Source organism: Paracoccus sp. S4493 (assembly GCF_000967735.1).
Classification (GTDB): domain Bacteria; phylum Pseudomonadota; class Alphaproteobacteria; order Rhodobacterales; family Rhodobacteraceae; genus Paracoccus; species Paracoccus marcusii.
In genome coordinates this window covers 43,906-56,841 of record NZ_JXYF01000028.1, presented here as the reverse complement: position 1 = coordinate 56,841, position 12,936 = coordinate 43,906, and the positions used below count along the sequence as shown (strand labels likewise).

General features: G+C 69.1%; 17 protein-coding genes. 10 read left to right on the top strand and 7 right to left on the bottom strand.

Going from position 1 to position 12,936, the window contains the following annotated elements; genetic code table 11:
- Window positions 1-1,167: an acetylornithine deacetylase gene (gene argE, locus TW83_RS05885; RefSeq protein WP_045981841.1), complete on the top strand. Its 1,167-nt coding sequence runs from the start codon at window positions 1-3 to the stop codon at window positions 1,165-1,167.
- 16 nt (window positions 1,168-1,183) lie between these two features.
- Here the strand turns inward: argE and TW83_RS05880 are convergent, their stop codons facing one another.
- The 3 genes from TW83_RS05880 to TW83_RS05870 all read right to left on the bottom strand — a co-directional run bounded on the left by TW83_RS05880 (window position 1,184) and on the right by TW83_RS05870 (window position 3,916).
- The gene (locus TW83_RS05880) at window positions 1,184-2,026 is read right to left on the bottom strand and encodes a DUF1206 domain-containing protein (protein WP_045981840.1); all 843 of its coding nucleotides are present in this window, start codon (window positions 2,024-2,026) and stop codon (window positions 1,184-1,186) included.
- 83 nt (window positions 2,027-2,109) lie between these two features.
- Complete coding sequence (locus TW83_RS05875; protein ID WP_239441291.1) at window positions 2,110-3,210, bottom strand: HPP family protein; 1,101 nt, start codon at window positions 3,208-3,210, stop codon at window positions 2,110-2,112.
- A 163-nt stretch (window positions 3,211-3,373) separates the two neighbouring features.
- Window positions 3,374-3,916: a cysteine hydrolase family protein gene (locus TW83_RS05870; RefSeq protein ID WP_045981838.1), complete on the bottom strand. Its 543-nt coding sequence runs from the start codon at window positions 3,914-3,916 to the stop codon at window positions 3,374-3,376.
- Window positions 3,917-4,058: 142 nt separating this feature from the next.
- Here TW83_RS05870 and TW83_RS20450 point away from each other — a divergent pair, with 142 nt between their 5' ends.
- The gene (locus TW83_RS20450) at window positions 4,059-4,211 is read left to right on the top strand and encodes a hypothetical protein (protein ID WP_157001368.1); all 153 of its coding nucleotides are present in this window, start codon (window positions 4,059-4,061) and stop codon (window positions 4,209-4,211) included.
- 1 nt (window position 4,212) lies between these two features.
- Window positions 4,213-4,788: a DUF2585 family protein gene (locus TW83_RS19245; RefSeq protein WP_052714660.1), complete on the top strand. Its 576-nt coding sequence runs from the start codon at window positions 4,213-4,215 to the stop codon at window positions 4,786-4,788.
- Here TW83_RS19245 and TW83_RS05860 read toward each other — a convergent pair.
- Entirely contained in the window at window positions 4,751-5,995 is a 1,245-nt protein-coding gene (locus tag TW83_RS05860) for a glycosyltransferase (protein ID WP_162198028.1), read from the bottom strand. The two genes, TW83_RS19245 and TW83_RS05860, sit on opposite strands and share 38 nt — an antisense overlap.
- 190 nt (window positions 5,996-6,185) lie before the next feature.
- Here TW83_RS05860 and TW83_RS05855 point away from each other — a divergent pair, with 190 nt between their 5' ends.
- Window positions 6,186-6,608 (top strand): response regulator, encoded by a 423-nt coding sequence (locus tag TW83_RS05855; RefSeq protein ID WP_052714656.1) that lies wholly within the window; start codon window positions 6,186-6,188, stop codon window positions 6,606-6,608.
- On the opposite strand, the gene TW83_RS05850 is transcribed toward TW83_RS05855, so the two are convergent.
- A complete protein-coding gene (locus tag TW83_RS05850) occupies window positions 6,605-6,766 on the bottom strand; it encodes a hypothetical protein (protein ID WP_157001366.1) in 162 nt (53 codons plus the stop codon). The two genes, TW83_RS05855 and TW83_RS05850, sit on opposite strands and share 4 nt — an antisense overlap.
- Before the next feature lie 318 nt (window positions 6,767-7,084).
- Between TW83_RS05850 and TW83_RS05845 the strand changes: the two genes are divergently transcribed.
- Window positions 7,085-7,558, top strand: coding sequence for a sigma-70 family RNA polymerase sigma factor (locus TW83_RS05845; protein ID WP_045981836.1), 474 nt, complete (start codon window positions 7,085-7,087; stop codon window positions 7,556-7,558).
- Between the two features lie 107 nt (window positions 7,559-7,665).
- On the opposite strand, the gene TW83_RS05840 is transcribed toward TW83_RS05845, so the two are convergent.
- Window positions 7,666-8,457 (bottom strand): hypothetical protein, encoded by a 792-nt coding sequence (locus tag TW83_RS05840; RefSeq protein WP_045981835.1) that lies wholly within the window; start codon window positions 8,455-8,457, stop codon window positions 7,666-7,668.
- 163 nt (window positions 8,458-8,620) lie between these two features.
- A complete protein-coding gene (locus TW83_RS05835) occupies window positions 8,621-9,070 on the bottom strand; it encodes a ferritin-like domain-containing protein (RefSeq protein ID WP_045981834.1) in 450 nt (149 codons plus the stop codon).
- A gap of 168 nt (window positions 9,071-9,238) precedes the next feature.
- Here TW83_RS05835 and TW83_RS05830 point away from each other — a divergent pair, with 168 nt between their 5' ends.
- The 5 genes from TW83_RS05830 (at window position 9,239) to TW83_RS05810 (ending at window position 12,868) form a co-directional block, all read left to right on the top strand.
- On the top strand, window positions 9,239-9,496 hold the full coding sequence (locus tag TW83_RS05830) for a hypothetical protein (protein ID WP_045981833.1): 258 nt from the start codon (window positions 9,239-9,241) through the stop codon (window positions 9,494-9,496).
- Between the two features lie 75 nt (window positions 9,497-9,571).
- Window positions 9,572-10,063, top strand: coding sequence for a DUF892 family protein (locus TW83_RS05825; protein WP_045981832.1), 492 nt, complete (start codon window positions 9,572-9,574; stop codon window positions 10,061-10,063).
- Between the two features lie 55 nt (window positions 10,064-10,118).
- Entirely contained in the window at window positions 10,119-10,943 is an 825-nt protein-coding gene (locus TW83_RS05820) for a manganese catalase family protein (protein ID WP_045981831.1), read from the top strand.
- 210 nt (window positions 10,944-11,153) lie between these two features.
- Entirely contained in the window at window positions 11,154-12,125 is a 972-nt protein-coding gene (locus tag TW83_RS05815; RefSeq protein ID WP_157001364.1) for an NAD(P)/FAD-dependent oxidoreductase, read from the top strand.
- Window positions 12,125-12,868 (top strand): DUF2243 domain-containing protein, encoded by a 744-nt coding sequence (locus TW83_RS05810; protein ID WP_045981829.1) that lies wholly within the window; start codon window positions 12,125-12,127, stop codon window positions 12,866-12,868. Before TW83_RS05815 ends, TW83_RS05810 begins: the two co-directional genes overlap by 1 nt.
- Window positions 12,869-12,936: the final 68 nt, after the last annotated feature.

The following is a 12,936-nucleotide window of genomic DNA, read 5'->3' as shown; positions in this document are numbered from 1 at the left end:
ATGCAGACCCCCACCAGCCAGCAGATCCTGGCGCAGCTGATCGCCTTCGACACGACCAGCCACCGCTCCAACCTTGCGCTGATCGACCATGTCCGGGCCTATCTGGCGGAATATGGGGTGGACAGCCGGCTGGTCATGGATGCGACCGGGCAGAAGGCCAACCTGTGGGCGACGATCGGGCCCGCGGACCGCCCCGGGGTGATCCTGTCGGGCCATACCGACACGGTGCCGGTCGAGGGCCAGGACTGGGCCAGCGACCCCTATGCGCTGACCGCGCGCGACGGGCGGCTGTACGGGCGGGGCAGCTGCGACATGAAGGGGTTCCTGGCCTGCGTGCTGGCCGCCGTACCGGACCTTGTGGCGCGCGATCTGGCGCGGCCCGTGCATCTGGCGTTTTCCTATGACGAGGAGGTCGGCTGCGTGGGCGTGGTCGGCCTGCTGGAGATGCTGCGCGACGAGGGCCTCCGCCCCGCCCTGTGCATCGTCGGAGAGCCCAGCTCAATGCAGGTGGTGATCGGGCACAAGGCCAAACGCTCGATGCGGGTGACGGTGCGGGGCAGGGGGTGTCACTCCTCGCTGGCGCCGCAGGGGGTGAATGCGGTCGATTACGCCGCCCGGCTGGTGGTGCGGATGCAGGACATCGCGGCCCGGCTGGCGACCGAAGGCGGGCGCGACGCCGACTATGACATCACCCACAGCACCGCCCATACCGGCACCATCCGCGGCGGCACGGCACTGAACATCGTGCCCGACCTGTGCACGCTGGACTGCGAGTTCCGGGTGCTGCCGCAGGAGGATGCCGACGCCCTGGTCCAGGAGCTGCATGATTACGCCCGCGACGAGTTGGAACCGATGATGCGGCGCATCGCCCCCGAGGCCGGGATCGAGATCGAGGTCTTTGCCCAGTTCCCCGGCCTGGAGACCCCGCCCGACGCCGAGGCCGTCACCCTGGTCAAGCGCCTGACCGGCAGCAACGGCCATTCCAAGGTCGCCTTCGGTACCGAGGGCGGCCGCTTTGCGGAGATGCTGGGGGTGCCCACGGTGATCTGCGGGCCTGGCGCGATCGCCCAGGCCCACAAGCCCGACGAATACATCGAGCGGTCCCAGCTGGACGCCTGCGACGCCTTCCTGGGGCGGCTGGCCGATTGGGCGACGCGGGGGGCGTGACGCCGCCCGCTGGCCGTCAGCGCGGCATCAGCTTGGCGGCCAGCGTCTGGACGTCCGGCCCCGAGACCTTGGGCACGATCCGATAGGCCGCGTTCACGAAGCAGAACAGTGCGAATCCCAGCAGCCCCAGGCAGACGCCCGTCACCAGGATCTGGCCATAGACCTGCCCCGACAGCCAGGAGAACGCCTCTCCGGTGCCGCCGGCCTGCTGGGGGTTGGCCTGCCAGGCCGCGAAGCCGAACAGCAGGCCCACCACGCCGACCACCACGCCATGCGCGATCAGACCCGCCTTGAGCACGGGGTTCCAGCGCGTGGTGACCGGGTTGGCGCGCAGGTGCTGGCGGTATTCGTTGGTCCAGCCCTGGCGCATGTAATGCCCGCCCGCCCCGATGATCAGCACCGCCGCGGCCCCGATCAGCCAGCGGCCGCCGGGCCATTCCATGACGGTGCGGACATGGCCGGGGATGCTGGACCCCTCGCCCGAGCCGCCCCCCGACCCGCCGCCGAACAGCAGCGGAAAGACGGTCGCGCCGATCCCCAGGTGGATCGCGCCGGTCACCAGCATGCCGATGCGGGCGACGATGCCCTTTGCGTCGCTGCCGTAGTCTTCGAGGTCGAAGGCCGCGTCCAGCACCCGCCACAGCGCATAGGCCAGCATGCCGATGAAGATGACGAACAGCAGCACGCCGCCGCCCCAGGTCGTGTCCAGCCAGCCCAGGGCCGAGGACGTGTCCTGCGCGCTGCCCCCCCGCCAGATCGAATAGAGAGAGATCCCCGCGACGGCCAGATAGACCAGCCCCTTGCCGATATAGCCTGCCCGCATCAGCGGCATGGCCCAGCCCAGCTTGCTTTCGGTCATGTTCGTCGTTCCCGTTCCGGTTTGTGCCGAACCTACCGCAGGTCCGGGCGGCCGCGTCAAGCGATTGGCCCGAAAACCCGCCGTCAGCCCTCCGGCCCGCGCGGATCGTGTCGGGCAAAGGCGCTGATCAGGTCGGTGCGCGTCACCACCCCCACCAGCGACGGCCCCGACAGGACCGGGACGGCGTCCACGTCGCCCTCGGCCATCAGGGTCAGCAGATCGCCAAGCGGCGTGTCGGCCCGCGCGGTGGGCATGTCGGCCCGCATCAGCGCGGCCGCCGGGCCCGCGGGCCGCACATCGGTTGCGATCATGTGGATCTGGAAGATCATGCCCAGATAGCGTCCGTCGGGCCCGGCAACGGGGATCGAGGTGAAGCGGTGGCGCCGGAACAGCGCCGCCACCCGTTCGGCCGGGGCGTCGGGGCCGACGGTCACCAGATCGCGCGACATGATCGTGCCCGCCGTGACCGGCCCGACCCGCTGCGCCGCCGCCTGCAGTTCGGCCGCCCCCACCAGGCGGGCCAGATCGCCCGCGCCCAGGTTGAAGTTCTGCCGATAGCGTTCCAGAAGATCGGTCAGCTGATCCTCGGACAGGCCGATGCGCGCGGCGGGGTCCGGGTCGGCGGTGCGGTGGGCGTTGCGGTCGTCCACCTGGCGCATCGGATAGCGGCGCCCGGTCAGCCGCGCATAGACCGCCGCGACGACGACCAGCAGCACCGTCCCCGCCGCCACCGGCGTCACCGCAAAGCGATAGCCCAGGTCCGCGATGGCGTCGGGGCTCATCGCGGCGGTCATGGCGACGGCCCCGGCAGGGGGGTGCAACGCGCGGCACAGGATCGTCGCGGTGATGGCCAGGCCCACCGCCACCGCGATCCGCAGCGCGGGATCGGCGACATGCAGGCACACCGCGACACCGATCAGCGCCGCCACCGTATTGCCCACGATCGCGGCCCAGGGCTGCGCCAGGGGACTGTTCGGAACCGCGAACAGCAGGACCGAACTGGCCCCGAAGGGCGCGATCAGGTACAGGCCCAGCTGGCTGTCGACTGCGGGAGACAGCACGAACAGCCCGGCGATGATCAGGCCCGCGACGGCCCCGATGCCCGCCCGCACCGCCTCGGGCAGGGGGGTCGAGGCGACCGACGGGCCCAAGGCGCGCAGCGCGCTGATCATCAGTGGTCGCATGGTCACGGTCCCGGTCAACTGCACGTTTCGCGGTCACTATGTCCATTATTTGGGCAGATGAAAGGGCATTCCGGGATATGCCCGCGGCGGGCCCCTGCAGCCTGTGCGGTGTTCATCCCTTAGCAGCGGCCCAACGCGCGGTCCGCGCATCGGGCCGGGGATGTCAGGTCTTCAGGAAATCCTGGGTGCTGATGACATCGCCATAAAGAAACGCCAGCGCGCCCATGATCGCGGTGTGGACATGCGCCGCGGGGGCGGTCTGTCCACCGAACTCGATGTCGCGGGTCGCGCAGGCATCGTGGATCGTGGTGGTGGCAAAGCCGTGGTCGTTGGCGGCGCGTGTGGTCGCGTCGATGCACATGTGGCTCATGGCGCCGACGACGACCACGTCGCGGACGCCATGTTCGTCCAGCAGATCCTTGAGCCCGGTCTCGCGGAACGAGTTGGGGTGGTTCTTGGTGATGACCGCCTCGTCCTGGGCGGGGGCCACGACGTCGTTGATCCGGGCACCCGCGCTGCCGGGGACGAAGATCGGGCCGCCGGGAATCTCGTGGCGGATGTTCACCACCAGATCGCCCCTGGAACGGGCATGGGCGATCACGCGGGCGGCGTTGTGGGCGGCGGCCTCGATCCCGTGAAGGGGAAGGTTGCCGTCGGGCCAGTATTCGTTCTGCAGATCGACGACCAGAATGGCGCGTTTGGACATGGGGTTCCTCCTGTCAGTCGGGCCATGGTGCACCGGATGCCCCGCATCGCGATAGGGGTCATGGCGCAAAGCCTGCGATCCGGACGGAACATCGCCCGCGGCGGGATGTTGATGCGGACATGACCGACGAAAGGACCGCGCCATGGACGACAAGAAGAAATCCGACCCCGTCGTGCCCCGCCAGAACGGCCAGGGCCAGGGCCAGGGCGTACCCCACGACCCTAAGGAGTTCGACGTGATGAACCCGGCCAAGATGGACAAGCCGTCCGCCGACGAAACCCCGTCCAAATCCTGACGTGACGGCGCATCCCTACGCGGCCGCGACCCCCGACGATCAGGGGTCGCGACAGGCCGCACGGGCGGTCGCGGTGATCGTCATCGCGACCGCCGTCAAGCTGGCGGTCTTTGCGGCGCTGGAACGTCCCTGGGGCTGCGACTGCGGCCGGATCTGGGCGATGCCCGGCGATCCGGCGCTGAATTCCCAGACCCTGCTGGACCCGTATTCCCTGCTGCATGCGGTGACGGGCGCGCTGCTGGTCCTGATGGTCACGCGGCTGCGGCCCGACCTGGGCCTCTGGGCGCTGCTGGCCGTCGTCGTCGCCAGCAGCACGACCTGGGAGGTGATCGAGAACCTGCCCGTCAGCATCCGTCTGTTCGGCTATGACGCGGCGGACCCATTGGCCTATCACGGCGACAGTCGTCTGAACGCATTCGCCGACACGGCCTGCGCGGTTGCCGGGGCACTGTTCGCGCGGGTCGCATCGGCGCGGGTTGTGCTGGCCGTGGCGGTCGGGACAGAGATCGCGCTGTCCCTGTGGATTCAGGACGGTTTCCTCATCGCTGCCATTCGCGCGCTGCAACAGGCGCTGTGACCAGGGTCGGGCGCCGGCCCAGCACGCCTTCGATCGCGTCTGCGGCCCCCGCGGCGCGCGGCCAATGCGGCGCGTCCTGCGCAAAACCGCGGGCATTTGCTCGAAACGACGGGTCGTCCAGCAGGCGGCACAGCGCGTCGTGGATGCGTGCCTCGGACGCCCACCGGGGCGACAGGCGCAGGCCGGTCCCGGTCCGGGCGATGCGGGCGGCGACGCCCGGCTGATCGTTGGTCAAGGGCAGGGCCAGCATCGGCACGCCCTGTTCCAGGCACTCCATGACCGTGTTCATGCCCGCATGGGTCACGCAGACCTGCGCGCGTTCCAGGATCGCGCGCTGCGGGACAAAGCTGCGGACCCAATCCGCGGGGATGTCGCGCGCGCCCTCGGCCGACTGGCCGCCAAGCGAAACAAGCACCTGCGCCCCGGCCCGGCGACAGGCCCGCGCGATCCGCGCCAGCAGGCGGTGCCGGTGCCCCTGCAGCGTGCCCAGGCTGACATAGACCAGCGGCCGATCCGGGTCGGGGCGGATGTCGCAGGGCAGCGGCTCGGCGACGGGCGCGCGGAACAGGCCCATGTGGCGCACCCGCCCGCCGGTCACGGGACGGGGGTGGTCGAACCCCGGCACGGCCTGCGCCAGCGTCATCAGGGGCGACACGCAATCGGTGAAATCGCGCAGCGGCCCAAGGTCCCAGTCCAGGGCGATGGTCTGGATCACCCGCGACTGCCGCCGCATCACCCATTGCGCGATCCGCCGCGCGGTCCGCAGCCGTTCGATCCCCCGTTCGCTGTGGTCGGGGCGCCAGCCCAGGAACGGGATCGGCACGCCGGGTTCGTCGTCGAAGGGCAGGGCGCATGCGATCGACACCATCGGGATGTGCATGTGGCGCGACAGCAGGCCCGCCGCCGGCTCTGTCTGGTCGCCCAGGATCAGGTCGGGCCGATAGGCGGCGATGGCCGCCGGACCAAGCCGGCACAGCATTTGCGTGCGCGCGGCGCCCGCGGCGATCTCTCCGTGCAGGCGCGCCGAATGGGGGCGGTTGTCGGGCGGCAGGCAGGGCCTGGAGCGGACCGTGTCGCCGGCCAGAAAGCGGACATGGTGGCCGCGGGCGCGCAGCTCCTCGGCCAGCGCGGCGAAGGCCTGGCGATGGCTGGGATAGGGCGGGCAGATCATCAGGATGCGGGCGGCAAGCCGGTCGTATTGTACCATCATCGTCCTCTTGCAGGCCCAACGACGGCTTGGGGCAATCGTTGCAAAACTTTCTCCCCGGCAATGCACCATCGACGGATCGGGCCTTCGTGGCGGGCTGAACCGCGATCGGGGCGGTTTGTTCCGCACCGTCAGGAACATGGTCCCGACTTGCCGGTTGCGCCGCCCGTGCGGAACGTAAGGAACGGCCATGACCTGCAGGATACTGATCGTGGAGGACGACTATTGGGCCGCGCTGCACCTGGCGACGGAGGTCCGCGACCGCGGGGCGACCGTTCTGGGTCCGACCGGGTCGATCCCCCTGGCCGTCGCGCTGATGTCCGCCCGGCGGCGTCCGCATGCCGCGATCCTGGACGTCCAGCTGCGCACCCAGCTGGCCTTTCCCCTGGTCGACGCGCTGGCGGAACAGGGGGTGCCCTTCATCTTCGTGACCGGTTTCGAAAGGGAGGACATGCCCGAACGCTTTGACGCGGTGCCGCATTTCGTCAAGCCGATCATCGGCGATGCCTGCATCGACGCGGTGATGGCCCTGGCCGACGCGACGCGCCGGACCCGCGTGTTCCGGCCGCAATGCCGCATCCGGTCAGCCCGGCGCGGCGTGATCGGGGGCTAGCCGTCCCGGCGCGCCTTGGACGCCGCGATGGCGGCCTCAAGACGGCGTGCCAGTTCCTGCAGCCGGGGCGGCACGGCCACCTTTTCCATCTCGATCAGCAGTTCCTTCATGCTGTCGTCCATTTCGTCCTGGGGCGGGCGGGGATCCGTCTTGCTCATCGTGACCTCAAAAGCGCCTGGCGGCCTGCCAAACACGTCTTCCATTGCCTTCAGCAGATACCACGGCGCGGGGTCGGTGACAGTTCACATTTGCCGTGGCACCGCGAATTCGTCCCCGACGGTCACGCATCGTTGCGAAAACGGCGCAGGCACCCCCCGTGATGTCCGTCCGCTGAACCTGCAAACCGTTGGGATGTTCCCGAAGACGCGCGCATCGCCGAAACAGGCGGGAAACGGCCGGCCGATCACGTTTTCGGAACCAGATCGGTATGTACGCATTTGTTCAGCGTTCTGCTTTGGGAACAGGTGTAGCCGACCATGTCCGACAATGTACTTCACCACATTCCTGCCCTGCGTGCCTATGCGCGCTCGTTGTGCGGGCGACAGGAGGATCCCGACGATCTGGTCCAGGAGACCCTGTTGCGGGCCATCGAACATGCCGACAAGTACCAGCCGGGCACCCATATGCGGGCCTGGCTTTTCACAATCATGCGCAACCGTTTCTATACCAACGTCCGCAAGTCGGCCCGCGAACGCACCGGGTCCGAGGATTGCGTGTCCGACAAGCCGATATCGCAAGCCACGCAGGAATGGCACCTGCGCCATCAGGAGGTGTGGGACCAGCTGGGCCGGATCCCCCTCCATTATCGCGAGGCCATCGTTCTGGTGTCGGTCTTGGGCGAAAGCTATATCCGCGCGGCCGAGATCCTGAAATGCGACATCGGCACCATCAAGAGCCGCGTGAACCGGGCGCGGACGATGCTGAAACGGGCGTTGGAACCGGAGTTCTGACGCGTCCCCATGCGTTAGGCCCGGTCAGCGTCCGCAGTTTCGATGACATCGCATGATGTCCCTGCGCCGGGTGAAGGGGGCCCGATGATCGGGCCCCGCACAGATCGTCATTCGTCGCGGTCGTCCACGATCACCGTCAGTTCCTGACCATCGCGATGCAGGGCGATCACGTCGTCGGTGGTATGATCGGCATCCTCCAGCGCGTCCGTGACGGCCTGGTTTTCCAACAGGGTTTCCCGCAGGGTGGTCAGGTTGTCCTGGGCCTGCTCCAGCGCTGCGTCGACATCGCCCGGCGTGCTTTCGGTCACGGCACTGGCCTGGGTTCCGCCTCCGGTCGCCATCCCGTCCGCGATGCCTGCGGGGGCATCCGCCGCGCCGCCGGCCGAGGCGCCGGAGGTGCTGTCCGACTGCATCGCCGCCGAGCCGTTCGTGTCGATCGTGGTCTGGCCGCCGGTCATCGGGGGCGTTCCCTCCTCGGCGGTCGAGACCGCGCCGCCGCCCACCTGTTCCAGCTCGCTGAGGCCCATGACGGTGACGGTCGTGTCCGCATCCATCCCCTCCAGCTGGTCGCCGTAGTCGCGGCCCGACTGCAGGTCGGCCACGACGCGTTCATAGGTCAGCGACATGTCGGCCGAACCGCCCGACTGCGCGGCCGATCCCGTATTCTGACCGCTGCCGGTCGTGGTGCTCATGTCGGCGGTGCTGGAGCCTTCGGCCCCGGCATCCTCCGTGCCGGTCATCGGGGCCCCGCCGCCGCCCAGGACGGCACCGTCCGCCGCCGCGCCGCCGCCTGCGCTGTCGGGTGCGGTGGTCTGGGCCAGGGCCGCGCCCGGCAGTGCCAGGGCAAGGGTCGCCGCGACAAGGGCCGCGCGGCTGGTCTGTGTCAGTGTCCAGGTCATAATGTCTCCTCCGGAAATGATGATGCGCCGTGGTCATGCGCTTGGACGGTCCCAACCGGGGCAACCCGCAGATGTTCCCGCACGCCTGCGTGAGACGAAAAAAGGACCGGCGCTCGGGCACAGCGCCGGTCCCGAAGGACGACCCGGGGGAGTTGGGCGTCCTTCACAGCATGTCGGCGGTCCGCTGCATCCAGTCGCGGTGCCGACGTTCGTCCGCCAAGGCCTTCTGGAAGAAGGCCAGCGTCTTGGGAAGCGCCGAGGGGTGGCTCGACGCGCGTTCATAGGCGGTGACGGTGTCTTCCTCGTTGGTGCGCATCGCCTTGAGGATCGTGCCGTCGCCCATCAGCCCGGCCAGGGCGATCTTGCCCGTGGTCAGCATCTGCTTCATGTCGCCTTCCGCCGGCGCATCGGCGCCCGTCTCGGCGGCGATCTGGTTCAGCACCTCCAGGTGTTGCAGGTGATCCTGGCGGAACGTCTCGACCTGCTGCGACAAAGCCGGGTCCGACAGCCGCGAGATCGTGGATTCGTAAGCGGCGATGGCATCGCGCTCCAACAGGATCAGGTTCGTGACCAGGTCTGTGATCGTGTCTTCGGTGCCGACGGTGGTGGCCATGGGAGGGTCCTTTCTGTGGGACGTTCCGGATTTGGGGGCGTGCAACCGGCGGATCGCCGGTTTGTTCCAGGGCATCGTTCGACGGCACCCGATCCGCCCGCCGCGACGATGGGCGGGAACATCGCGGCCCCGCCCCGGTTGCACGTCCCGCCCCAACAGGAGAGGCCCATGACCCAGGATCCCGAACGCCCGTCGCCCGCCGATCAGCCCGCCGATCGACCCGCCGATCGACCTGGCGCCCAGACCGACGGCACCGCGCCCCCGTCCGCCAGGATCGACGAATCCGCCGCCGAAAGCGGCCAGCCCGCCGACATGGCCTATTACCGCGTCCCCGCCAGGTCGGGGGCGATGATGCTGCTGGGCACCATCGCCATCCCGCTGGCGGTGATCGTGGGGATCGCCGTCGTCCTGCTGATCGCGCTGTGAGTTTTTCGGTCGGCGCGCTGGAACATTCGCCGCAACCGCCGGTTCAGCAGCCCCAAAACGTCAAGGAGAGCACCCATGGCCGAACAGACACTGGACACGCTGTTTCATGAAACGCTGAAGGACATCTATTACGCCGAACGCAAGATCGGCACCGCGCTGCGCAAGATGGCACGTGCGGCGCAGGACCCCGAGTTGAAGGCCGCCTTCCAGACCCACGAACAGGAGACGCAGGCCCAGTACGAGCGCCTGTCCGAGGTGTTCGATGCCCTGGGCAAGCGCCCGACCGGCAAGACCTGCGACGCGATCGAGGGGATCATCGCCGAGGCACAGGAGATCATGGAGGAGTTCAAGGGCAGCCCCGCGCTGGATGCGGGCCTGCTGGCCGCGGCCCAGGCCGTCGAGCATTACGAGATCGCCCGCTATGGCACGCTGAAGACCTGGGCCGCGCAGCTGGGCCTGGCGGATGCCGAGCGCCTGCTGGACCAGACCCTGCAGGAGGAGACGGCCACCGACGAGATCCTGACCGGTCTGGCCGAGACCGTCATCAACGCCGCGGTCCAAGGCTGACCCGACCCCACCGGCCCGCATCGCGCGGCGCCGGTCCCCCAAACCGGAGAGATCCATGTTCTATACCGACAACAAGCTGCAATATCCCGTCCGCGTCGATGCCCCGAACCCGCTGTTCGCCCGTGCCCTGCAGCAGGCCATCGGCGGCGTCGAGGGAGAGATCCGCGTGGCGATGCAGTATTTCTTCCAGGCCTGCGGCGCGCGCGGCGACGCCCGGTTCCGCGACCTGCTGATGAACACCGCCGCCGAGGAGCTGGGCCATATCGAGATGCTGGCCACCGCGGTCGCCCTGAACCTGGAAGGCGCGCCCCTGGCGATGCAGGAGGAGGGCGCCCGCGACAAGGCGGTCGAGGCCGTGATGGGCGGCATGAACCTCAAGAACCTGCTGTCGGCGGGTCTGTCGGCGATGCCCGTGGACAGCGACGGCGTGCCCTTCGACATGTCCCATATCTATGCCAGCGGCAACATCGCCGCCGACATGACCGCCAACATCGCCGCCGAATCCACCGGGCGCACGTTGGCCGTGCGGCTGTACAACATGACCGACGACCCGGGGATGAAGGACATGCTGTCCTATCTGATCGCGCGGGACACGATGCACCAGAACCAGTGGATGGCCGCACTTGAGGAGTTGGGCGGCGCGCAGGGCGCCTTCCCGATCCCCAACAGCTTTCCCCAGGCCGAGGAGCAGTCCGAATTCAGCTATGCCTTCCTGGGGTTCCAGGCGGATGGCAGCGCGCCGGTCGACGGCCGCTGGTCGCAGGGTCCGTCCGTCGACGGCAAGGGCCAGTTCACGTCCCAGCCTACGACCGCGATGGGTCAGCAGCCCGACCTGGGCCCGGCCCGCACCGGCAGCGGCGCGCAGACCGAGCAGATGTAGCATCCGTGCCGGCGGCCTTGGGGTCGCCGGCACGCCCTCGTGCCAGGACATGCCCATGACCGACAACCTATCCGTCGCCACCGTACCTGGGATCGGGCGCCGCAGTCTTTCGGCGCCTTGCGACAGGTCGCACCGGGCGACAGCCGTCCGCACGGAACGGCGGATCGGTCGTTGCGCGACGCCCATCCCCGGCCGGATGCCGACGCGATCATGAGACAGTCCATTTCCGGTCACGCCGGCGCAGGTGACAGCGTGATGCTGGACTGCGTCATCATCGGCGGGGGTCCGGCCGGGCTGACGGCGGCGATCCATCTGGCCCGGTTCCGGCGTCGCGTGGTCGTCATCGATGCAGGTGCCAGCCGCGCCGCGCTGATCCCGCGGACCTGGAACCATCCGGGCTATCCAACGGGCATCCGGGGCGGTCGCCTGTTGGGGCGGATGCGCCAGCAGGTGACCGATCTGGGCGTTCCCATCATCCGGGGACGCGTGGTGCGCCTGGACCCCCTGCCGCATGGCGGGTTCGAGGTTCTGGCGGGTAGCCTGTACATCGCGCGGCATGTCATCCTGGCCACCGGGGCCGTCGACCGGCTGCCGCCGATCGCCGATGCCCGCGCCGCGATCCTGGCCGGCCAGCTGCGCCTGTGTCCCGTCTGCGACGCCTATGAGGCGACGGACAGGCCGGTGGCCGTCATCGGCGCCGATGCCCATGCCGCGTCCGAGGCGCTGTTCCTGTCCCATTACACGCGGCAGGTCACCCTGCTGACGCTTGGTGCGCCGCTGCGACTGTCGCCTGACGATCACGGTAGCGTGACGAATGCGGGCGTCGCGGTCGACACGTCGCCGGACGTGACCTGGGACCTGTCCGGGCCGGGGGTCGCGCTGATCCGCCCAAATGCGCCCCCGCTGCGGGTCGAGGCGGTCTGGTCGGGCCTGGGGGCCGTGGCGCAGGCGGGACTGGCGACTCGGCTTGGCCTGATCCCCGCGCCGGATGGCCGGATCCCCACGGACGATCATCAGCAGACGACGGTGCCAGACCTGTTCGCCGCAGGCGATCTGACGACCGGGCTGAACCAGATCGGCACCGCGATGGGCCAGGCCCAGATCGCCGCCAGCCGCATCCACAGCATCCTGCGCAGCGCCGAGGGGCGCGCCCTGGCCCCCGTTCGGCAGGAGGGCGGGTGATGCGGGCGTGGCTGCCCGCGGTGATCCTGGGATTTGCCTTGGGCGGCTTTTTCGACGGGGTCCTGCTGTACCAGATCCTGCAATGGCACCATCTTCTCAGCCTGGTGCCGGGCATGGACGACCTGCGGCTGCAGATCCTATGGGACGGCTATTTCCACGCCGCAATGTACGCGGTCGCGCTGGTCGGGCTGGTGGCGGTGTGGCGCCACCGGTCGGTGATCGGCGCCGATCCGCGCCGCCGGCTGTGGGCTATGCTGCCGGTCGGGTTCGGACTATGGCACGGCATCGATGCGGTGCTGTCGCATTGGGTGCTGGGCATCCACCACATCCGGGACGACAGCCCGGTCCCGCTGCTGTGGGATGCGGGCTGGCTGATCGGGTTCGGCATCCTGCCCGCGGCCGCGGGATTGTACGTGGCGATGGGGCCGCGCGGTCCCGAAGGTCGCATCGGGGGCTTCACGGCCGCGCTGCTTGCGCTGACCGTCGGGATGGGCATCTGGGCCGCACAGCCGCCCGGCGACGGCCGGCTTGCCTCGGTCGTGTTCCGCAAGGACCTGACGGACGCCCAGATCCGCGACCGCCTGACCGCAAAAGGTGCAACCATCATGTGGCAGGACGCGGCCCTGTCCCTGGCGGTGGTCGACATGCCCGCCGGCGGCGCCTGGCGCCTGTACGGACAGGGCGCCCTGCTGGTCGCGGGCGGGGGCCTGCCCGCGGGCTGCCTGGGATGGCGCAGAACCTGATATTGCACGATAGGCAATTTTTCGCCGAAACAGGCCCTTCCGTTAAGGTATGTTTAATGGGCAGTCTT